Consider the following 21,654-nt stretch of genomic DNA (forward strand, 5'->3'; position numbering starts at 1 on the left):
CATGAATCCGGATAAGCAGACGTTGCACGCCATCCGCACGGACTACAGCCGTGCGGAACTCGCCGAAGCCTCCGTGGCATCGGACCCGTTCGTCCAGTTCGGACGCTGGATCGACGAAGCCATCGCGGCCCAGGTCGCCGAGCCCACGGCCATGGTACTGTCCACGGTGGACGATGCAGGACGTCCCGCGTCGCGCGTGGTGTTGCTCAAGGGCATCGTGGATGGTGGACTGCGGTTCTATACGAACTATGCGAGCAGGAAGGGGCGGCATCTTCTGACCAACCCTAGTGCGTCGCTCCTGTTCTTCTGGCCCGAGCTGGAGCGGCAGGTCCGCGTCGAGGGAGTCACGCGGCGTCTGTCGGAAGAAGAATCCTTCGACTACTTCTCGAGTCGTCCGCTGGAAAGCAGGATCGGTGCCTGGGCATCGGCACAGAGCACCGTCACGACCCGCGCCGACCTCGAACGTACCTACCGCGAGCTCAGCGAGCGCTTCGCCGATGGCAACGTTCCGCTCCCGCCGACATGGGGCGGATATGCCCTCCATCCCGATAGACTCGAATTCTGGCAGGGGCGTCCCTCACGCATGCACGACCGTATCCAATATCGCCTGGACCACGACGCATGGATCATCGAACGACTATCGCCATAGCGACGGCCGAAGGAGAACGATCGGTCGTCATACGGCCCGTACGTCAGGACGATCCGATATCGGACATCACCGCCCTCCTTCACAGGGCCTATCGTCCGCTTGCCGACATGGGGCTGCGCTTCCTGGCGACCTATCAGGACGACGACACGACGCGCGAACGCCTGTTCGATGGGATGGGATTCGTGGCCATCCTCGACGACGTCATCGTTGGAACCGTCAGTGCCTATGCTGCGAGCAATGCCGAAGAATGCGCCTGGTACCGTAACGCCGGAGTATGGTGCTTCGGGCAGTTCGCCGTCGAACCGGACCTCCAGCAATCGGGCCTCGGTTCGGCCATGCTGCGATTCGTGGAAGATCTGAGCCGCAGGGAAGGCGGGCTCGAGCTGGCCCTCGACACCTCGGAACAGGCGACGCATCTCATCGACTACTATACACGACGCGGCTTCCGCTTCGTCGCATACGTGAAGTGGCCTTCCACGAACTACCGCAGCGTCGTGCTGAGCAAGAACCTCGGCAACGGTGACGTCACGATCTCAGACGCGGATCGGTAGCATCGCGCAATGCATCGCCGATCAGATTGAAGGCGCTCACGGTGATGAAGATCATCAGTCCGGGATAGACGGCGAGCCACCATGAATACGTGCTCGACCGTGCCTTGAAGAGCACGGACCCCCAGGTGACGACGGTGGGCGGTACGCCGAAACCCAGGAAGGACAGGGCGCTTTCGAACAGGATGGCGCTCACGATGCCGAAGGCGGCATAGATGAGAACGGGGGCGATGGCGTTCGGCAGGACGTGACGGAAGATGACGCGGGGTGTCGAATATCCCAATGCCGTTGCCGCGCTGACGTAGTCGAGATTCCGCACGCGCAGGACTTCACCGCGCATGAACCGCGCGATGTTCGTCCATCCCGTGATGCCGATCAGGGCCATGATCAGCCATATCGATCCCTGCTCCACGAGGGCCACGATGGTGATGATCAGGAAGAACCGGGGGAAGGTGATGACGATTTCGATGATACGCGAGATGGCGATATCGATGGTTCCACCGAAATAGCCTGCGATGGCACCCAGGATGACGCCGATGACGAGGGCGATGCCCATCGCGACGAAGCCGATGGACAGGGCATAGCGCGAACCGTGGATGAGACCCGACATCACGTCGCGTCCGATATCGTCCGTACCCAGCCAATGCTTCGCCGATGGCGCGCGTTCCTTCAGGGAGACCAGCATCTTGTCCGTCGTCTCCGGTGAATAGGGTACCGGCGGGAACACGGCCCAGTCGTATTCCAGCCTGCGCCAGTCCACGTTCAGCAGGTGTTTGTCCCACGTGGCGATGCCGAGATCGACGGCATATTCCTTGAAGACGGGGAAGATCGTTTCGCCCTTGTAGCTTGCCACGATCGGCTTCTCGTTGGCGAGGACGTCGGCGAAAACGGCGATGACGAAGATGAAGGAGACGACGTAGAGGCTGATGATGCCGAAGGTGTTCTTGCGGAACTGACGTCGTACGAAGGCTCCATACGATTCACCATCGTGACGTTCCGCGGCGGCTTGCTTGGTTTTTCTGAACAGGGCCATGATGATGCGTTCCTTAGGCGGCCTTCTTGCCGTATGAGATTCGTGGGTCGGCTACGGAATACAGAAGATCGGCCAGCAGCATGCCGATGAGTGTCAGTACGGCCGAGATGGTGAAGACAGCCATGATCATGGGATAGTCGCGTGCGATGAGCGCCCGATAGGAAAGTTCGCCCATGCCGGGAATACTGAAGATCGATTCGATGATGACGGAGCCGCCGATGAGGTTGGGGATCAGGGCGGCGACGATCGTGATCAGGGGAATGAGGGCATTGCGGAAGGCATGGCGGAAGACGACGGCGCGCTCGCCGAGGCCCTTCGCCCGGGCCGTACGGATGAAGTCCATACGGATGACTTCGAGCATGGACGACCGCATCTGCCGCGAGATGAAGGCGAAGTCGGCATAGACGTACACGAACATCGGAAGTGCCAGGTGCCAGGCATAGTCCGAGAACCGTTTCCATATGGACCAGTTCGACGTGAAGCCGGGTGATCGCAGGCCACCGCTCGGAAAGATGGAGAGGAATTCGGGATTGGCGAGGAAGGTCACGGCCAGCGTACCGATCCAGAAGACCGGCAGCGAATAGAGGGCGAAGAGGACGAAGGTCGAGATCCTGTCGGTCAGCGTTCCCGAATGCGTCGCCGAATAGATGCCGAGCGGGACGGCCACGGCATAGGCGATGAAGATTGCGAGGATGTTCATCAGCAGCGTTACCGGTACGCGTTCGAGCATCTTGTCGAAGACCGGTCTGTTATCCTGGAAGGACCTGCCGAAATCCGGACGGCCGGTGAACCTCAAGGCACTCCAGTTCGTGCCCTGATCGGTGAAGACGTTCTGCATATCGAAGGCGAGCAGTCCGCCGGTCCAGATGCAGTACTGTTGCCAGATGGGTTTGTCGAGATGCCATTGCTTGCGGATCATCTCGATGGTCTTCTCGTTGAGGCTCGAACGTCCGCTCATGCCTCCTTCCGCGCCCTGGCCTACCTTCGCGGCTGCAGGATCGCCCGGAGCCAGCCGGCTCACGCCGAAGGAGATCACGGTGATGATGAAGAGCGTAGGGAGGAAGAGCAGCGTGCGCTTCAGAATGTATTGCCACATGGGCGCTAATCTCGTCAATCCTGACGAATCACGCTGCATCGCGGGCCGTTCACGTGAAGGCATCGACGAGGTGGCGCAGACCGCTGTTTCCCGTCATCATCTCGACGGCGATGACGTCGAACCGGCAGGGAACGTCGACGACGTTCCGCATCGACAGCCACATGCCGGCCGTGCGCCGGAGGCGCTCGACCTTGCGTCGTGTGATGGATGCTTCCGGACTGCCGTAGCTCTGATAGGTGCGATACCGTACTTCGACGAAGACGATGGTATCGCCGTGACGTGCCACGATGTCGAGCTCACCCACGCGGGCGAAGCGGAAGTTGCGGTCGAGGATCTCGTAGCCGTTGCGTACGAGATGATCACAGGCGCGTTGTTCGGCGCGCTGACCGAGGTCGGTAGACATACGTGCATGCGGGTGAAATCCACGTCGTCGTGTGACCGGGATTCCGAATCGGCGTAAGTTTGCGCCATGATTGCACAGCTCAGCGGATCACTTGCCGCACGTTCGGGTACCGACGTCGTCATCGACTGCGGTGGCGTTGGGTATGCCGTCAGCGTACCGCTGACGACGGCCGACCGGCTTCCCGGTATCGGTGAACGTGTGTCGTTGCTCACGATCATGGTCGTGCGCGAAGACGCCATGCAGTTGTTCGGCTTCCTTTCCGATGCCGAACGGGAGGCGTTCAAGCTGCTGACGGGAATACAGGGCATCGGCGGCCGTACCGCGCTCGGCATCCTGTCCGCGACGCCCCTGGCCGAGCTCCGGCTGGCCATCGTCAAGAGCAACGTAGTGGCCCTGCAGCGTCTTCCGGGCGTCGGCAAGAAGACGGCTGAACGCATGGTGGTCGAATTACGCGAAAAGATCATCGGAATCGTCCCAAGCGAAGGTGCCGAACCAGCGATCCCGTCCTCTCAGACCACGGAGGAGGCATTGGCCGCGCTGCAATCACTGGGCTATGCGAAGGCGGCCGCCGAAAAGGCGATCAAGGCCGTGCTGGCCGTCGACCCCGATGCCATCGCATCGAGCGAAACACTCATCCGCAAGGCATTGCGCGTATGATACCTTTTCTCGTCATTCCGGCCATCGACCTCGTTCAGGGACGATGCGCACGCTGTATCCTGGGGCAACCCGGGACGGAAACGCTGTATTCGGACATGTCCGATCATCCCGTCGAGCTGGCCCAGCTCTGGCGCCGTGAGAACGCCAAGGCCATCCATGTCACGGACATCGATGCGATAAAGGGACTGGACGACGACTTGACGATGCAGCAGGTCGTGCGGATGCAGAGGGCCGTCGACGTCCCCATCCAGTTCGTGACCGTGCAGAAGGACGTGGAATCGTATCGCCGTCTGCTGGCGGCAGGCGTCTATCGCGTTGCCATCAATCGTGTAGCGTGGACGGATCCGGACGGTGTGCGGGAACTGCTCGACGAATATTCTCCGAGCCGCGTGATCTTCGGTGTCCGTGCTCACAACAGCGACGTCGATCTCGGTCCTGATGTCGGCATGGTGACCGACGAGGAATTCATCCGCCACGTCTACGAACTCGGCGGCAGGCGCCTGATCTATACGGAATGCGACTGGGAGGGAAGTCTCACGGGACAGAATCTCGATACGATCCGGCGTATCGCCGGTCTCACGAACATGCGGATCACGACTGCAGGGGGCATCGCTTCACCCCGGGATCTCTGGGCCATCCAGGAACTCGCACCACTCGGCGTCGATAGTGTCGTCATCGGCCGGGCCATGTACGAGAACACGTTCCCTTGCCAGCGTATCTGGCGCGAGATCGAAGCGGAACTCGAGCCGGAACTGCATGCACGGTTCGACGACGACATGGAACAGTCGAGCATTTCACGACTGTAGCCTCGCCGTCATCAATTCGTCGGTAGAGCATAGACGACGCCGGCATGGATGCCGATCGTCCCGATCGCATCATCGGCGAACGTCCACGTATACCGTCCATACACGTCCACATCCAGCTTCTCGCTGACGGGTATCTGTATGCCGACCAGGCCTGCGACCGCGGGATTGACCTCGCTCACGCCGTCGATGCGGCGGGGGACGTTGGACACGAGCATATCGGCTTCGAGGTACGTCATCCCGGCCTGACCTTCCACCCAGGGCGTCCAGCCGTGCTTGACGAAGCGCCAGCGTGCGTTCGCCATCATCTGATACATCGTGACGGCGAAGTCCGAAAGGTCGTCGTTACCCACCGTGCCGAGCGTCATCCGCGTCCACGTACCGCAGACGCCGATGCGGAGCTGCCGTGTGGCCGCATAGTGGTAGCCGAGCGAGAATCCGAGTGCCGGTTTCGCCGCCAGATCGTCGGAAAGAGCGCCCTGTGGAAAAACATAGCTGATCGTCAACGGCAGGAAGTGGTCGTCCGTCGACGCGAACGTGGAACAGGGCAGGAGGGCGGCGAGGGCGAGGATTACGAGCGAACGTTTCATGGAGCGGCGGAATAAGGGTACGATGACGCAAAGATACGCACACGGGAAGTGTGACATTTGCTCCACGTCGTATCCTGTTCGCTAGCTCGAAAAATTGTATGTTTGCGCGATTTACGACCATTCTGCAGCGCACGAAATGCCACAGATTATCATCGACGGGCAGATCATCGAGGCGGCCTCGGGCAAGACCATCATCGAGGCTGCTCTGGAGAACGGCATCACCATTCCCCACTTTTGCTGGCACCCGGCTCTGTCGGTTGCGGGCAATTGCCGGATGTGTCTGGTGAACGTCGGATCGCACAAGAAGAATGCCGAAGGCGGGCTGATGTTCGACGACGACGGACAGCCGGTCGTGCAATGGATACCGAAGATGCAGATTGCCTGCGCTACGCCCGTTGCCGATGGTATGATCGTCGATACGAGCGGACCCAAGGCCGTCCAGGCGCAGGAATCCGTCATGGAGTTCCTGCTCATCAATCATCCCCTGGATTGTCCGATCTGTGACGAGGCGGGGCAGTGCAAGCTGCAGGAATACGCCTTCGTCCACTCGAAGGGCAAAAGCCGCTTCGATGAGGAAAAGGTCCACAAGCCGAAGCGCGTCGAACTCGGTCCACAGATCATGTTCGACGGCGAGCGTTGCATCTCGTGCTCGCGATGCATCCGCTTCTCGGAGGAAGTGGCCGATCAGCCGGTCCTGTCCTTCGTGCGCCGTGGCGACAAGGTGACGATCGAGACCTTCCCCGGAACGACCTTCGACAGCCCCTATTCGATGAACGTCATCGATATCTGTCCGGTAGGCGCATTGACCAGCATCGACTTCCGTTTCCGTGCCCGCGTATGGGAGATGTCCTTCACGGACAGCGTCTGTACCGGATGCGCGCGCGGCTGCAACATCAAGGTCGGCGTGATGAACAACGAAGTGCTCCGCGTCGAGCCTCGTACGAACATGCACGTCAACACGTACTGGATGTGCGATCACGGACGTCTCACGACGCCTGCGAAGGCCAACGACAATCGCGTCGACGGTCCGCACGTCCGTCGTAACGGCATGCTCGCTCGCGTTTCGTGGGACGAAGCCATCGCCGCCGCCGCCGATGCGCTGAAGGGACTGAAGGGCCAGGAAATCGTCGTTCTCGGTTCGGCCCATGCAACGAACGAAGACAACTATCTGCTGGCACGTCTCGCTCAGAACGTGCTCAAGACGAATAACATCGACTTCATCAAGCACAACGACCAGTCCTTCGGCGATACGAAGCTGAAGATCAACGACGTCTCAGCGAACGCCATCGGCGCTCATGCCGTCGGCATCACGCCCGCCAATGGTGGTCATGGCGTCGATCAGCTCATCGATCGCATCAGGCACAATCACGTCAAGGCACTTATCGTGCTCGAGGATACGCTCGAGTCGCATTCGACGGCCCTGGCCGAAGCGGCCGCAGGCGTAGACGTCCTGATCGTTCTGTCGTCGACGATGTCGGTCACGGCCCGTCAGGCGAGCGTCCTGCTCCCGGCTGCGTCGTTCGCCGAACTCGAAGGCACCTACACGAATACCCTGCATCGCGTCCAGCATGTCCAGCCCGCTCTCGTCACGAAGGAGAACGCCCGGTACATGGGAATGAAGATGAGCCGCTGGGACAAGTTCGGTTCGCCGAACGACCGGTGGACGCATGGTGAACGCCGCGACTGCCGTCAGGCATGGCGGATCGTACAGGACATCGCCAACGCCCTCGGTGCTGGATGGACGTACGCGCATTCGACGGACGTCTTCGCCGACGTGGCGACGCACGTGAAGAGCTTCCATGGCATGAGCTATGAAGTTCTGGATGCATATCAAGGTCTGATTCTTGGCAAGGGCGATCAGCCCGAACCGGTCGGCGTCATCTATGAGTCCCACGTTCTGAAGCCGAATTGATATGGATTTGACCCAACTGCTGATCATTCTCATTCAGGGTGGCATTCTTGTCAATGTCATGCTCATTTCGGCAGCCTTCATGGTGTTGGCCGAGCGGAAGGTCGCTGCCTGGATCCAGAACCGTATCGGCCCGAACCGGGTAGGCCCATGGGGGTTGCTGCAGTCGTTCGCCGACGTGTTCAAGCTCTACATGAAGGAAGACGTCGTACCGGCGGCCGCCGATTATCGTTTTCATGCCCTGGCGCCGGTCATTTCGATCGCCGTCGCCATCACGGTCTATGCCGTGATTCCCTGGAGCGGTCCGTTCGTCGAGATCAACGGCATCCAGTACGGTCTGACGATGGCGCCGAACATGAACGTGGCGCTGCTCGTCATCCTGGCCATGACGTCGGTCGGCGTCTATGGCGTGGCTCTCGCCGGCTGGTCGTCGAACAACAAGTATTCGCTCATGGGCGGTCTGCGCTCCGCGGCGCAGATGATTTCCTATGAACTGTCGATGGGCCTGTCGATCGTCGGCGTTCTCATGCTGGCCGGTTCGCTCAACCTCGTCGAGATCATCATGGCGCAGGTGAAGAGCGGCTGGTTCGTCTTCTATCAGCCCTTCGCCTTCATCATCTTCATCATCACGGCTCTCGCTGAAACGAACCGGGCTCCGTTCGACCTTCCTGAAGCCGAGCCCGAGCTCGTGGGTGGATATCACACGGAATATTCGGGCATGAAGTTCGGTCTGCTCTACCTGGCCGAATACGCCAACATGCTCGCGTCGAGCGCCATCATGGCCACGCTCTTCCTCGGTGGATGGGACCTCATCCCGTTCCTCGACGATTCGGCCATTCTGGGCCTGCCCCAGGGCTCGTTGCCCATGGCCATCCTCGGCTTCCTCGCCTTCGCAGGCAAGGCCGCCCTCATGGTCTTCGTCTTCATGTGGATCCGCTGGTCGCTCCCGCGCTTCCGCTACGATCAGCTCATGAACCTCGGCTGGAAGGTCCTGCTGCCACTCTCGCTGGTGAACATCGCCATTACCGGAGTCGTCCTGCTGCTGTTGCAGTGAGGCCCGGAAACCGTTAACATTCGAACGACACACTCGAAATCCAGACATGGCAAACGTCAATACCAATACCGAAGCACAACGCATGACCTTCTGGGAGCGTATCTACCTCCCTGAAATCGCGCGTGGCCTGGGGCTGACGCTGCGTCAGATGTTCAAGCCCAAATTCACACGCCAGTATCCCGAAGAGCGCTGGGAACCGGAAGGTTCCTACCGTGGCCGGCCGGTACTGGTCATGGAAGAGGATGGGGAACGCTGCGTGGCCTGCGGTCTGTGCTCACGCGTCTGCCCGGCCCTGGCCATCGAAGTCCGTGCCGCCGAGACGACGCAGGACAAGGAACGCTATCCCGAGAAGTTCGAGATCAACATGCTCCGTTGCATCTACTGCGGCTTCTGCGAAGAAGTCTGTCCGGAAGAGGCCATCGTCATGAGCAAGGATTACGAACTCGTCTTCGGATCGCAGGAAGAGGGCGTCTTCGGCAAGGAGAAGCTGCTCATTCCCGTGGCGCAGCTCCAGGATCGACTGGAGTTCCTGCGTCAATGGCGTTGATCGTCCGGCATCGTACATAGACCCTGAACATGAAGGGTGTCCCGTTCATTCCGGGACACCCTTTTTCTTTGCTGCCCTGAATATCCCGCGGTACCGAACCGTCGTGCCATGCATGATCCGTATGACGAGAGCCGCGGGTAGTGCCCTGGTTCGGAGTCGTTGATATGGACAGCCCCGCGATGCAAGTCGCGATCGAGCTACGGAAGGTCGATGAACCACCGGGGATCTTGCATCGAAGCCCCTCCCGCAACGACGCCCATTGCTTTCTCCTTCGGTTATCGGAATTTCGGGACAAACAGGAAGTCACATCGTCCGGCTTCGATTCATCAAGTCAGCCGACGTCTCCGCATCACATCCGCAGATATATCAGGGGCGGCGTTCAATGATCGTACGTCGGGCAACTACCGTCGAAGCGAAGACGCTGAAGGGATTCGATCCCTTCATTGGCGAACGTCGTGTCGACAACTGGCGAGGCGAGCTGTTCGTATGCGAAATAGAGGGTGCTGTCGCCGGGTTCATTTCCTTCAACCCCAACACGTTCTTCAACCGTCCCTTCATATGTGCCATTGCCGTCGAGCCGGCATACCAGCGCAAGGGGGTCGCTTCTGCGTTGGTGCAAGCCGTGCTGAGCCAGTATGATGGCTTGGACGTGTGGACGTCGACCGAAGATTGGAACACGGCCGCGCTCGCACTTTTCGCCAAACATCGCTTCGTCCCGCAAGGTGCAATCACGGGGCTGAATGCCGACGGTGTGACCGAGATCGTGATGAAGCGGGTAGCAGGGTGAGTGGTTGGATTTGTATGTTATCTGCGTGGGCGGTCGAGCTTGTCCCGGTTCTGATCGACAGCGATCCTGCCTCGACATAACAATGATGGACGGAAGCGACGATGGATAACCGTTGCGGTACGTGTTACGACGAGGCATCCGAACGTGAAGACCCGCATTCAATCGTCGAGGAATTCAGGGTACCGCACCTTTGCTTGAAGTGAATGCAGATTCTGACTTCCTAGCCTTCGGGCTAGGGCAACCTGTCATGTTACCTACATCTGAGGGGATAATGAAGAATCTCACGTGCTCATTTCTGTGCCTGCTCACGATGACAGGCTTTGCCGTAGCTGGGGTCTCGGAGGACGTTAAGGCAGCGGCGAAGTCCTCGCTCCAGGGCTCACTGGTGAAGGATGTTCAGGTGAATGGAACAACCGCAACCATTACGTACAAGTCACTTGGAGCCAGTGATTGGAGTGGGGACTCCCGCGAACGAACAGCAGCTCGGTGTATCCCCAAAGTTCTTCAGAAGGTGTCTTCGATAAAGAAGGTTATCATCGTCATAGAGCAGGATTTCAGGGCGGTGATGACCCGATCTGATGCCAACTCCTTCTATGGAGTATTCACTTCTGATGATGACTTCAAGAAGAATGTGTCGGACGGCGTCGTCTACAACAAAGCTCGTCTTGCTCAGTGGAATAGGGAGTTTGTGGTACTGAAGAAGTAGAGATAACAGGGCCCCGAAGTGGCCACGTACGTAGTTGAGTCTCCATAACCCAGGGTATTGGTATCTTATCCGAAGATCCTGACTTCCGATAGCATAACAACAACGACAATTATGGACGATAATCTGCATCATGCCGTGATCGCCGACCGATTGACGGAAGTCTACACCGTGTTCGTAACGAAGGACATCAAGGCATGCAAGGACTTCTATCACGACTGGTTCGGCTTCAAGCCCGTCTTCGAGTCGTCCTGGTTCATCCTGTTGCAGTCGCCCGGTGCACGAGGGGCCTATCTGGCCTTCATGAACGAGGACCATCCCAGTTCACCACCTTCGCCGAAGCCGATGAACGGTGACGGTGCTTTCATCACGTTGCAGGTGGCAGATGCGCGGCAGGTACACGACGCGTTGCGGGCGGCTGGTCTGACGATCGCATATCCGCTTACTACCGAGGATTGGGGGCAACGTCGGTTCGCCGTCCATGACCCGAATGGAATGCATGTGGACGTGGTGGAACAAGTGGAGCCGAAAGCCGGATACTGGGACAGGTATATGCAGTAGGTTCTGTTCTCGGACGCGATCCTGAAGGTAGTGTGGAATCCAGGGGTCGAGGATACGGATAACGATCCGGATTGGGGACACGACATGCCGCATCATGAACCGGCATGCCGTACGGGCGATGCACAGGGAGCCGTCCGGTGAGGGATATCTCATAGTGGAATCAACATCATGAACATCGCGATGGTCGTACGTGACGAGGGTATCGAACGTCATGGATCCGACCGGCGTATCCTACCCGCACTTCACGAAAACGGATTGTGATTCCCTGATGCATCGTGACGGGTGTCGCGTATCGTACATTCCGCATGCGCATCCGAGTATCCTGTGCGTCCTACACGTTCTTCACGAGAGCGTATCGCAGTTCCTACGGATGTACCATCCGTGTGGCGACGGCGATCCTGTTCCATGAGTTGATCGAGACGATCTGCAGGATGAGACGGGCCAGGGTGTGTTCGTCGAAGACCTGCCGCGCTTCGTGATACGTTTCGTCCGTAAGGCCGTTCAGGGAGATGTCGGTGATCTCGTCCGTCATCGCCAGGACGACCCGTTCCTCGGGCGTGAAGAGGGGCGATTCATGCCATGCGCTGAGCGCGTAGATGCGTCGTTCCTCTTCGCCCAGTTCCCTCGCTTCCGTCGTATGGAGCTGGATACAGTATGCGCAGCCGTTGATCTGTGACGCCCTGATCCTGATGAGCTCCCGCAATCCGCGGTCGAGTCCCGTCGATCCGATGTACTTCTCCAGATTCAGGAGCGTATCGTAGGCATCCGGTTCGAGGTTCCTGATGCTCATGCGCGGTTCTATCGTGAAGGCTGCCATGCGGGGAATGGAATGTTCGTGAACGTATATGGACGATGGTGCTACCAGACGATGAAAGGGGCCGCGAAAGTGTCTTCAGAGCCCACATGCCGGCGACTCGTCAACGCACAGTATGACGCTGTGCCCTTCGGAGACTGTTCGTACGGCGCCGGGCACCAAACCGGGGATCACCGGCATGGTCACGCAAGTCTCTCATACCTGTGACACGGCGTCGTGTAGCGGACGATGCGTTCTTCGGCCGTGTTCTGCGTTGCGCCCAACCATTTCAAGGATCACCGGTGCTCTTCAGGTCCTGCGCGCGTGTATACGATGCATGCCTTTCTGCTCACGAGCCATTCGATGAATCAGGTCCTGCGCGCGCGTGCATACGATACCGTACGTCAAGGGGGCGCACGCTTCCTGCATGGCCGATACGGTGAGGACATGCGCCGATAAGGAGAATCACCAGAGTGTCTTCAGACCTCTCATACCCGCGAACACGGCATCGCACGTCACGAGGATGCGCTCTTCGGCCATGGCCTGTACGGCGAGGACACGGTCGAACGGATCGCGATGTTCCCAGTCCATCGTTCCGGCACGCAAGGCGTGGCCGGCATCGATGGAGAGCGTTCCGAAGCCGTAGAGCTTCAGTAATCTCCCGGCATTGTCCAGCAGGGGCGCGGCCTCCGGAATCCCGCCGAGCCGATGCTTGTGAGCGAGCTCGTGCAACGACGCCGACGAGATGCAGATATCGGTGATGCGGCTTCTGAGGATCTTGCGTACGTGTGGAGGCAGCCGTTCCGGCGCGGTATCGTACCACAGGAGTACATGCGTATCGAGCAGGTACCTGGGGACATTCATGCTTCGGCACACAGGACATCGTCTTCGTTCCATGCCGCCAGTTCCTCGGCCGTCATCGGAGTGAACAGTGCGCTGTCCGACGTCTCCGGCGAGATCGCTGCATTGAGTCCTATCGGGCGAAGCCCGGCCGACTCCGCGAGTGGCACGAGCATCGCGACGGGTGTGCCGTTCCGCGCGAGAAAGATACGTTCTCCGTTCATGACCTGCTCTACCAGTTGTGAAAGCGTTGACTTGGCTTCATGCATGTTGACGATCTTCATGACATGTACTACTGCGAGGGTGAAGTGTGACAAGTGACTTCATTCGATCGAGTCGTCGCTGGTCGATCGGGTGCGAACATCGCCGATGCCTTTCGTAGGGAATACCCCCTTTGAAGGGGTCTACGATCCGATTTCGCGGAGCAAGGCCTGGCGCTCGATTTCCAGTTGCCGTATACGACGCTCGAGCGTATCGAGTTCCTCCGGCATCGAATCGATTTCGATGCGGAGTTTCGACGCGGCCTCGTCCATGAGGTCGATCGCCTTGTCCGGAAGGAAGCGATCCGTGATGTACCGGTTGGAAAGCTGCGCTGCGGCGACGATGGCGGCATCGGTAATACGTACTCCATGATGGACTTCGTAGCGTTCCTTGAGACCGCGGAGGATGGAGATGGCGTCGTCGACGGACGGTTCGGGAACGAAGACTTTCTGGAAGCGACGTTCGAGTGCGGGATCCTTCTCGATATGTTTCTGGTATTCGTCGAGCGTCGTGGCACCGATGGCCCGCAGTTCTCCACGCGCCAGTGCAGGCTTGAGGATGTTCGCGGCATCCATCGCGCCTTGCGTCGCTCCGGCGCCGATCAACGTATGCAATTCGTCGATGAAAAGAATGAACTCTCCGTTGGAGTCGGTGACTTCCTTGACGACGGCCTTCAATCGCTCTTCGAACTGGCCGCGGAAACTCGTACCGGCGATGAGGGCACCCATGTCGAGAGAGAAGATGACCTTCGTCTTCAGCATCTCCGGGACGTCTTGCGATACGATGCGCTGGGCGATACCCTCGACGATGGCCGTCTTGCCTACGCCTGGTTCTCCGATCAGGACGGGATTGTTCTTCGTACGGCGCGACAGGACCTGGAGTACGCGACGGATCTCGTCCTCGCGCCCGATGACGGGATCGATCTTTCCTTTCCGCGCTTCGTCGTTGAGATTACGCGCATAGCGCTGCAGCGACTGGTATTTGTCCTCGGGATTCTGATCGGTGACGCGCCTGTTGCCGCGGATGTCCTGGAGAACCTTGAGGATCGCATCGCGCGTAGCGCCCTGGTCCTTGAGCAACTGCGAGGCGGGGGAGCGGTATTCGGCCAGGCCGAGAAGCAGGTGTTCGGTGGAGACGTAGTCGTCCTTCAGGCTCTGCATCTCGTCGAAGGCCTTCTGCAAGGCACCGTTGAGATCCGTACCGAGATGCGTACCCGCGACACCCTGTACCTTCGGCAGGCGCTCCATGGCTTCGTTGACCTTGATCTTCAGATAGTTCATGTTGGCGCCGAGCTTCTGCAGCAACGGCGGCACGATACCTTCGGCGTCCTGAAGCAGTGCCGCCAAAAGGTGGATCGGTTCCAGGGCCTGGTTGTTGTAGCTCGCGGCGATTTCCTGCGCGGTCTGCAGGGCTTCCTGCGATTTCAGGGTGAGCTTGTTGAGATTCATGGTGATGACCTGATCGATGTTGCTGGGGCTGTAGACGAACGAGGGGCCGTTTTCGTAAATCACATGACGTACCGCATCGTTCGCACGGCAACCGTATCTTCGCGCCATGCAAACGTTTACGGTATTGAACCCCGACTTCCGCGAGACGATTCTCGCGCATCTCGAATGCCAGGAATTCATGAAGCACATCAACTGCCGGCTGACGGTGATCGAACCGGGCTACGTCGAAGCCGAGATCGATCTCGACGTCATCCATCGGCAGCAGATAGGCCTCGTCCACGGTGGCGTCACCGCCACGATCGCCGACGTCGCCGCAGGCTTTGCCGGATTCACGCTCGTAGGACCCGATCAGCATACGGTCACGGCCGAGCTGAAGATCAGCTACTTCGCGAAAGGACGCGGACGCCGTCTGCGTGCCGTGGGACGTGTCGTGAAGCCGGGCCGGTCCCTGCATTTCTGCGAGGCCGACGTCTACTGTCATGACGACGACGACCGTGCCGTGCTCATCGCGCGTGCCACGACGACGATGGCCGTGATCACTCCCTGACGACAATAAAACCGGGATGGGCCGTCTCCACAAACGCAATTCCTGCTTCCACTCTCCAAGACAGACGATGGAAAATACCAAGCGGATCCTCTGGGTCGATGACGAAATAGCGCTGCTGAAGCCTCATATCATCCTGCTGCAACAGCGTGGATATGATGTGGCTACGGCCACCAACGGCGAGGACGCCATCGAACTCGTCCAGGACCAGCGGTTCGACCTCGTTTTCCTCGACGAGAGTATGGTCGGTATATCCGGACTCGAGACGCTCGGTATCCTGAAGGACATCGATCCGGGGCTGCCTGTCGTGATGGTGACGAAGAACGAGCAGGAATCCCTGATGGAAGAGGCCATCGGCCGCAAGATCAACGACTACCTCACGAAGCCCGTCAATCCCACGCAGATCCTCGCCGCCTGCAAGAAATTCCTCGAAACGCAGCGTATCACCGAAGCCCGCATCACGCAGGAATTCCACCAGGAATACAGCACGATCACGCGCAAGCTTCTGGACAGGATGTCGTGGAGCGAATGGCTCGACGTCTACATCAAGCTCGTCCAGCGTTCGATCGATCTCGACCAGCATCCGGATGTGGGACTGGAACAATCGTTGCGCGACCAGTGGCGCGAATGCAATGCCGAGTTCTCCAAGTTCATCGAGCACGAGTATCGGGACTGGCTCGTGGACAAGGACAAGCGTGCCGAAGGCACGCCCATGCTTTCGCCCCATATCGTCGACAACTACGTCATTCCACGCCTCGCGAAGAAGAAGCCCACGTTCTTCTTCGTGATCGACTGCATGCGCCTCGACCAGTGGATGGTGATGGAGGAATTCATCCGGCCGTACTTCACGGTACAGCGCGACTACTACTGCTCCATCCTGCCGACCGCCACACCATATGCGCGGAATTCGATCTTCGCCGGACTCTATCCCACGGAGATCAACAAGCATTACCCACAGTTCACGATCGACGAACGGGGCAAGGACGAGCATACCCTGAATCGCAACGAGAAGGAACTGCTGTCCCTGCTGCTCCAGCGCCGGCGCATCAAGCTCGACAACGAACTGCAGTACATCAAGATCATCGACACGGAGTTCGGCAAGCGTATCGAGTCCGACATCATGCGCTATGCCAAGCACCACCTCACGGCCATCGTCATCAATGCCGTGGACATGATCGCGCATTCGCGGTCCGACTATCCGATCCTGAAGGAGATCGCACCCGACGATGCCGCCTACCGGTCGCTGACGAAGTCGTGGTTCCAGCACTCCAGTCTGTTCGGCATTCTCAAGACGCTGAGCACCATTCCCGACGTCCAGATCGTCATCACCACCGACCACGGTAGCGTCCGCTGCATGCGCGGCGTGAAGGTGATCGGCGACAGGGAAACCACCACGAACCTCCGCTACAAGATCGGCAAGAACGTCAAGGCCGACGATCGGGACGCCATGGTGATCCGGAATGCCGAGGAATACAGGATCCCCGCTCCGGGGCTGGCCACGACGTGCGTCATCGCCAAGGAAGATCGCTACTTCGTCTATCCGACCGACTACCATCACTACCTCCAGAAGTACCGAGACAGTTTCCAGCACGGTGGAATCTCCTTGGAGGAAATGATCCTTCCGGTAGTAATTTTGGGTTCCCGTTCCTGAGCGAGCGGAGCACATGTTGCACATCATCGGTTCATCATGGAGCCAGAGCTCCTTCGTTCCTCCAGTGAAGAAGAGACCATCGTCATCGGTGGAGATTTCGCCCAGCGCCTGCGCATCGGCGACGTCGTAGCTCTCTATGGAGATCTCGGTGCGGGGAAGACAGAGTTCGTCAAAGGAATCTGTACATTCTTCGCCGTAGAGGACATCGTAACGAGTCCTACGTTCACCATCATCAATCAATATGCCGGCACCACGCCGGATGGAGTGCCGGTCAAGATCTACCACGTGGATCTCTACCGTATCGAAACGCCCGAAGAGCTGGCAGAAGTGGGATTCGACGACTGCGTCTTCGCCCATGACGCCATCAAACTGGTGGAATGGTCGGAAAAGGCCGAACACCTGCTTCCGCGAGCGCACTATACCGTGCGCATCACGGCCGACCCGGACGACGATAACATCCGTCTCATCGACATCCGCTACCAATCCGTACCGGTCGGAATCGAGCGTCTGTAGCGCGACCGATCCGGCATCCGGGCCCTTCCTGCGTCGTCATCATATACCGGACGATCTTGTCCGTGACACTGCCCGTGAGGGCAGTGTCACGGCCCATCGGCGGCGATCCGGGGCGTCGAAAGAAAGCGTATCTTTGCGGTTGCGCACGTAGTAACCACCGATACAAGGATTGTCTTCATGCATATCGCGGAGCGGATCTCGCGTTTGGGAACGGAAACGGCATTCGAAGTTCTGGTCAAGGCCCGTGCTCTCGAAGCCAAGGGTAAGAGCGTGGTTCACCTGGAGATCGGCGAGCCGGATTTCGATACCCCTCCGAACATCATTCAAGCTGCGAAGGATGCACTCGACAAGGGCTTTACGCATTACGGTCCGGCCGCAGGCCTGCCCGAAACACGTCAAGCCATTGCCGATTACATCAACAGGACGCGCGGCTACGATCTCTGGAAGCCGGAAGAAATCGTCGTCACACCGGGTGGCAAGCCCATCATGTTCTTCGGAATGATGGCCTGCATCGACGAAGGCGATGAGGTGATCTACCCCAATCCGGGCTTCCCGATCTACGAATCGGTCATCAACTTCCTGAAGGCCAAGCCCGTTCCGTTGCCCCTGCGTGAGGAGAAGGAATTCCGCTTTGACGTCGCCGACCTGGAAGCGCGTATCACGCCGAAGACGCGCATGGTGATCCTGAACACACCGCAGAATCCCACGGGCGGTATCCTCACACGCGAGGACCTTGCCCAGATCGCCGAACTGGCCATCAGGCACAACCTGATCGTCCTGAGCGACGAGATCTATTCGCAGGTGACGTACGGCGACTTCAAGCACACGTCGATCTCCGAATTCGACGGCATGAAGGAACGTACGATGATCCTCGACGGCTTCTCGAAGACCTTCGCGATGACGGGTTGGCGTATGGGATACGGCGCCTTCCCCGAGCACATCGCCAAGGTCGTGGCCAAGCTCCAGACCAACGTGACGTCGTGCACGAGCTCGTTCACCCAGATCGCCGGTATCGAAGCCCTGAGCGATCGCACGTTGCCCTATGTGTCCGACTTCCTGAAGGAATTCGAACGTCGCCGTGACATCATTGTGGACGGCCTGAACGCCATCCCCGGATTCCGCTGCCATAAGCCGCATGGCGCCTTCTACGTATTCCCGAACATCACGGGTACGGGAATGACGTCGCAGGAAGCTGCGGACTTCTTCCTCTACGAAGCCGGCGTGGCCTGCCTCAGCGGTACGGCATTCGGCGCTCATGGAGAAGGCTTCATCCGCTTTTCCTATGCCAACAGCGTGGAGAAGATCCAGGAAGCACTCAAGCGTATCGAAGCGGCCGTCGGAGCGAAGGTCGCCTGATGTCGTTCGCCGATACCATCATCCGGACCTTCCGCGATCATGCCGATCCGGAGCAGGCCGCGGAGATGTCGGCGTACATGAAGGACAACTTCCCGTTCTTCGGCATTCCGATGCCGTTGCGCACAGCATTGACGAAGGCTTGCCTGCTCGAGCACGGCAAGCCTTCGTCGTTCCGTACCGAGGTGGCGAAGCTCTGGGCCGTCCCGCAGCGCGAATGTCACTATGTCGCGTGCGCCTTGCTGATCAAGTACGCGAAGCAGTTGAAGCCTGCCGACCTGCCGGTGATCGAGAGCATGATCACGTCGAACAGCTGGTGGGATACCGTCGACATGCTTTCGTCCAAGATCGCCGCCGCCATCGTACGTGCCGATCCGGGGCTGCGGACATCGATCGCATCGAAATGGATCGAAGACGATAATTTCTGGCTGCAACGATCGGCCATCCTCCTGCAACTGCACTACAAGCTCGATACCGATCCAGAGCTGCTCTTCCGGTGCATTATGCGTCGTGCCGACAGCACGGAGTTCTTCGTCCGGAAAGGGGCCGGATGGGCGCTGAGGGAATATTCCAAGATCGATCCGAAGATCGTGCGCACGTTCATCGATGCACACTACGACGAGCTGTCGAGCCTGACGGTCCGCGAGGGATCCAGATACTGCTGACCATCGACATGCTGCGTGCGATCAGATATGATCGTGGGGCAGGGTCGTCGGTTCTAGGTGCGTGAATATTTCCGTCGGGAGGGGAATACGGGCGCGGAGCCGCTCCTCGGCGAGCGTCGCCAGGTTGTGTGCCGAGGCGATGGGCAGCTCATCGTTGAAGGTCATGTGGAAATCGATATGGACGCGTGCGCCCGTTTCACGCAGGCGGAATCGATGGTAACTGGCATCGTGTTCCGAGCAGAATGCATCCAGCTCGGCCTTGGCCACAAGTTCCAGTTGTTCGTTGGTGCGATCCATCAGACCGTTCACGGACGCCTTCATCAGTGAAGAACCTTCGCGGATGATGTTGAGGCCGAACAATAAGGCCAGGATAGGATCGAGAATCAGCCAGCCGGTGAAATGAGCCATGAGCAGCCCGATGACGGCGCCAGCGCTCGTCCATGCATCGGTAAGGATATGCTTGCCGTTGGCCCTGATGACGAGTGAGTTCTCACGGCGTCCGGTACGGACCAGATACCAGCCCAGGCATGCGTTCACCGCGCCGGCTGCGCCGGTGATGGCCGCGCCGGTGCCGATGCGTTCCAGGGTGACGCCGTGGATCAGTTTGTCGATGGCCGTTACGACGATGACGCCTGCGGCAAGGATGATCAGGCCACCTTCCAGACCGGCCGAAAAGAAGCCTATCTTCTCGTGCCCGTAATGATGCTGATCATCGGGTGGGCGATACATGACCCGTAGCGAGTACGAGGCGAAAACCACCGCGATGATATGGACGACGCTTTCGGCTGCATCCGAAAAGATGGCGACCGAGCCGGTCAACATGTATGCCAGCCATTTTGCGCCCAGCATCAACATCCCCACGGTAAGGGAGATGTTCATGGCCCGTGTCTCGACGATCGGTGGCTTCATGCCGATGTCACGAGTTCAGCGATTTCAGAAACTCCTGATTGGACTTCGTCGACTTCATACGGTCGAGCAGCGTTTCCATTGCTTCGATCGGCGTGTCCTCGCTGAGAACCTTGCGCAGTACCCATACCTTGGCCAGTTCGTCGGACGTCATGAGGAGCTCTTCTCGACGCGTACCCGAGCGATTGACATCGATGGCAGGGAAGATGCGGCGCTCGGAGATCTTGCGATCGAGGACGAGTTCCATGTTACCCGTTCCCTTGAACTCCTCGAAGATCACTTCGTCCATGCGGGAATTCGTTTCCACGAGAGCGGTGGCGATGATCGTGAGCGATCCGCCTTCTTCCACGTTCCGTGCGGCACCGAAGAAACGTTTGGGCTTGTGGAGGGCGTTGGCGTCAACACCGCCGGAAAGGAGCTTGCCCGAATGGGGGATGACGGTATTGTGGGCGCGGGCGAGGCGGGTGATGGAGTCGAGCAGAACGACGACGTCCTGCTTGGCTTCGACGAGACGCTTGGCCTTTTCGAGGACCATGTCGGCGACCTGGACGTGGCGTTCGGGCGGTTCGTCGAAGGTCGAGGCGATCACTTCCGCGTTGACCGACCGCTGCATGTCGGTGACTTCCTCGGGGCGTTCGTCGATGAGAAGCACGATGAGCTTCACTTCGGGATGGTTGCGTGCGATGGAGTTGGCGATCTTCTGCAGGAGGATCGTCTTGCCCGCCTTCGGTGGTGATACGATCAGTCCGCGCTGCCCCTTGCCTACGGGCGATACGAGATCGATGATGCGTGTGCTGAATTCGCTGGCCATCGTTTCGAGGCGGATACGTTCGTCCGGATAGAGTGGCGTGAGATTCTCGAACAACGTGCGGTCCCGCATGATCTCCGGCGGAACGTAGTTGATCGTTTCCACCTTCAGCAGGGCGAAGAATCGTTCACCATCCTTCGGGGGGCGAACATAGCCCTTGACCGTGTCGCCAGTGCGAAGTCCGAAGCGCTTGACCTGCGAGGGCGAGACGTAGATATCGTCCGGCGAGGGAAGATAGTTGTAGTCGGCCGAGCGCATGAATCCGTAGCCGTCGGGAAGAACTTCGATCACGCCGTTGGAGACGGTGAGGCCTTCGCGGTGCGATTCCTTCATCTCACGCTGGTTCTCGGCCTCGATGATCTTGAAGATCAGATCCTGCTTGCGCAGATCCTGATAGTCTTCGATTCCGAGTTGGCGAGCGATCTCCGTCAGTTCGGCGATCTTTTTTGACTTGAGTGCTGGGACGTCGATCAACTTGTCCTGCGTCTCTTGAAGACGTTGTGCCATGAAGCTAGGGAGGTAAACGTAAAAC

24 protein-coding genes and 1 pseudogene are annotated in these 21,654 nt (G+C 59.0%); 15 read left to right on the forward strand and 10 right to left on the reverse strand.

Annotated elements, in window-relative coordinates; translation table 11 throughout:
• Position 1: 1 nt before the first annotated feature.
• Both BGO89_00715 and BGO89_00720 read left to right on the forward strand, forming a co-directional pair.
• Positions 2–649, forward strand: a complete 648-nt coding sequence (locus BGO89_00715) for a pyridoxamine 5'-phosphate oxidase (protein OJX61150.1) — start codon at positions 2–4, stop codon at positions 647–649.
• On the forward strand, positions 622–1,200 hold the full coding sequence (locus tag BGO89_00720) for a hypothetical protein (protein ID OJX61151.1): 579 nt from the start codon (positions 622–624) through the stop codon (positions 1,198–1,200). The genes BGO89_00715 and BGO89_00720 overlap by 28 nt, the downstream gene beginning before the upstream one ends.
• Here BGO89_00720 and BGO89_00725 read toward each other — a convergent pair.
• Genes BGO89_00725 through BGO89_00735 form a run of 3 tightly spaced genes read right to left on the reverse strand, consistent with a single transcriptional unit; the run spans position 1,175 to position 3,729 of the window.
• Positions 1,175–2,224, reverse strand: coding sequence for a hypothetical protein (locus tag BGO89_00725; GenBank protein OJX61357.1), 1,050 nt, complete (start codon positions 2,222–2,224; stop codon positions 1,175–1,177). The two genes, BGO89_00720 and BGO89_00725, sit on opposite strands and share 26 nt — an antisense overlap.
• A gap of 19 nt (positions 2,225–2,243) precedes the next feature.
• Positions 2,244–3,326, reverse strand: coding sequence for a hypothetical protein (locus tag BGO89_00730; protein OJX61152.1), 1,083 nt, complete (start codon positions 3,324–3,326; stop codon positions 2,244–2,246).
• A gap of 49 nt (positions 3,327–3,375) precedes the next feature.
• Positions 3,376–3,729 (reverse strand): YraN family protein, encoded by a 354-nt coding sequence (locus tag BGO89_00735; GenBank protein ID OJX61153.1) that lies wholly within the window; start codon positions 3,727–3,729, stop codon positions 3,376–3,378.
• A gap of 66 nt (positions 3,730–3,795) precedes the next feature.
• Here BGO89_00735 and BGO89_00740 point away from each other — a divergent pair, with 66 nt between their 5' ends.
• Both BGO89_00740 and BGO89_00745 read left to right on the forward strand, forming a co-directional pair.
• On the forward strand, positions 3,796–4,386 hold the full coding sequence (locus BGO89_00740) for a Holliday junction DNA helicase RuvA (protein OJX61154.1): 591 nt from the start codon (positions 3,796–3,798) through the stop codon (positions 4,384–4,386).
• Positions 4,383–5,192 (forward strand): hypothetical protein, encoded by an 810-nt coding sequence (locus BGO89_00745; GenBank protein ID OJX61155.1) that lies wholly within the window; start codon positions 4,383–4,385, stop codon positions 5,190–5,192. Before BGO89_00740 ends, BGO89_00745 begins: the two co-directional genes overlap by 4 nt.
• An 11-nt stretch (positions 5,193–5,203) precedes the next feature.
• Here BGO89_00745 and BGO89_00750 read toward each other — a convergent pair whose 3' ends face one another.
• The gene (locus tag BGO89_00750; GenBank protein ID OJX61156.1) at positions 5,204–5,779 is read right to left on the reverse strand and encodes a hypothetical protein; all 576 of its coding nucleotides are present in this window, start codon (positions 5,777–5,779) and stop codon (positions 5,204–5,206) included.
• A 136-nt stretch (positions 5,780–5,915) separates the two neighbouring features.
• Between BGO89_00750 and BGO89_00755 the strand changes: the two genes are divergently transcribed.
• The 6 genes from BGO89_00755 (at position 5,916) to BGO89_00780 (ending at position 11,340) form a co-directional block, all read left to right on the forward strand.
• Positions 5,916–7,691 carry an NADH dehydrogenase gene (locus tag BGO89_00755; protein OJX61157.1) on the forward strand — a complete coding sequence of 592 codons (1,776 nt, stop codon included), beginning with the start codon at positions 5,916–5,918 and terminating at the stop codon, positions 7,689–7,691.
• 1 nt (position 7,692) lies between these two features.
• Positions 7,693–8,742, forward strand: a complete 1,050-nt coding sequence (locus tag BGO89_00760; protein OJX61158.1) for an NADH-quinone oxidoreductase subunit H — start codon at positions 7,693–7,695, stop codon at positions 8,740–8,742.
• Between the two features lie 46 nt (positions 8,743–8,788).
• Positions 8,789–9,289 (forward strand): NADH-quinone oxidoreductase subunit I, encoded by a 501-nt coding sequence (locus BGO89_00765; protein OJX61159.1) that lies wholly within the window; start codon positions 8,789–8,791, stop codon positions 9,287–9,289.
• A gap of 382 nt (positions 9,290–9,671) precedes the next feature.
• Complete coding sequence (locus BGO89_00770; protein OJX61160.1) at positions 9,672–10,076, forward strand: hypothetical protein; 405 nt, start codon at positions 9,672–9,674, stop codon at positions 10,074–10,076.
• A gap of 190 nt (positions 10,077–10,266) precedes the next feature.
• Entirely contained in the window at positions 10,267–10,782 is a 516-nt protein-coding gene (locus BGO89_00775) for a hypothetical protein (GenBank protein ID OJX61161.1), read from the forward strand.
• 111 nt (positions 10,783–10,893) lie between these two features.
• On the forward strand, positions 10,894–11,340 hold the full coding sequence (locus BGO89_00780; GenBank protein OJX61162.1) for a hypothetical protein: 447 nt from the start codon (positions 10,894–10,896) through the stop codon (positions 11,338–11,340).
• A gap of 364 nt (positions 11,341–11,704) precedes the next feature.
• Here the strand turns inward: BGO89_00780 and BGO89_00785 are convergent, their stop codons facing one another.
• The 4 genes and pseudogenes from BGO89_00785 to BGO89_00800 form a co-directional block, all read right to left on the reverse strand.
• Complete coding sequence (locus BGO89_00785) at positions 11,705–12,142, reverse strand: hypothetical protein (protein OJX61358.1); 438 nt, start codon at positions 12,140–12,142, stop codon at positions 11,705–11,707.
• 456 nt (positions 12,143–12,598) lie between these two features.
• Positions 12,599–12,997, reverse strand: coding sequence for a hypothetical protein (locus tag BGO89_00790; protein ID OJX61163.1), 399 nt, complete (start codon positions 12,995–12,997; stop codon positions 12,599–12,601).
• Positions 12,994–13,257: a hypothetical protein gene (locus tag BGO89_00795; protein OJX61164.1), complete on the reverse strand. Its 264-nt coding sequence runs from the start codon at positions 13,255–13,257 to the stop codon at positions 12,994–12,996. The genes BGO89_00790 and BGO89_00795 overlap by 4 nt, the downstream gene beginning before the upstream one ends.
• A 132-nt stretch (positions 13,258–13,389) precedes the next feature.
• Positions 13,390–14,682 (reverse strand): annotated as a pseudogene (locus tag BGO89_00800) (ATP-dependent chaperone ClpB).
• A gap of 124 nt (positions 14,683–14,806) precedes the next feature.
• On the opposite strand from BGO89_00800, the gene BGO89_00805 reads away from it, so the two are divergent.
• From BGO89_00805 to BGO89_00825, 5 genes are all read left to right on the forward strand, one after another.
• Positions 14,807–15,229, forward strand: coding sequence for a hypothetical protein (locus BGO89_00805; GenBank protein OJX61359.1), 423 nt, complete (start codon positions 14,807–14,809; stop codon positions 15,227–15,229).
• Positions 15,230–15,296: 67 nt separating this feature from the next.
• The gene (locus BGO89_00810) at positions 15,297–16,877 is read left to right on the forward strand and encodes a response regulator (protein ID OJX61165.1); all 1,581 of its coding nucleotides are present in this window, start codon (positions 15,297–15,299) and stop codon (positions 16,875–16,877) included.
• A 36-nt stretch (positions 16,878–16,913) separates the two neighbouring features.
• Positions 16,914–17,390, forward strand: coding sequence for a tRNA (adenosine(37)-N6)-threonylcarbamoyltransferase complex ATPase subunit type 1 TsaE (locus BGO89_00815; GenBank protein ID OJX61166.1), 477 nt, complete (start codon positions 16,914–16,916; stop codon positions 17,388–17,390).
• A gap of 177 nt (positions 17,391–17,567) precedes the next feature.
• On the forward strand, positions 17,568–18,746 hold the full coding sequence (locus tag BGO89_00820; protein ID OJX61167.1) for an aspartate aminotransferase: 1,179 nt from the start codon (positions 17,568–17,570) through the stop codon (positions 18,744–18,746).
• Entirely contained in the window at positions 18,746–19,408 is a 663-nt protein-coding gene (locus BGO89_00825) for a hypothetical protein (protein ID OJX61168.1), read from the forward strand. Before BGO89_00820 ends, BGO89_00825 begins: the two co-directional genes overlap by 1 nt.
• Positions 19,409–19,429: 21 nt before the next feature.
• Here the strand turns inward: BGO89_00825 and BGO89_00830 are convergent, their stop codons facing one another.
• Together BGO89_00830 and BGO89_00835 are read right to left on the reverse strand one after the other, a co-directional pair.
• The gene (locus BGO89_00830; GenBank protein OJX61169.1) at positions 19,430–20,317 is read right to left on the reverse strand and encodes a hypothetical protein; all 888 of its coding nucleotides are present in this window, start codon (positions 20,315–20,317) and stop codon (positions 19,430–19,432) included.
• Positions 20,318–20,324: 7 nt separating this feature from the next.
• On the reverse strand, positions 20,325–21,629 hold the full coding sequence (locus BGO89_00835) for a transcription termination factor Rho (GenBank protein ID OJX61170.1): 1,305 nt from the start codon (positions 21,627–21,629) through the stop codon (positions 20,325–20,327).
• Positions 21,630–21,654 lie beyond the last annotated feature (25 nt).

It is taken from the genome of Candidatus Kapaibacterium thiocyanatum (assembly GCA_001899175.1).
GTDB classification, from domain to species: Bacteria; Bacteroidota; Ignavibacteria; order Kapaibacteriales; family Kapaibacteriaceae; genus Kapaibacterium; species Kapaibacterium thiocyanatum.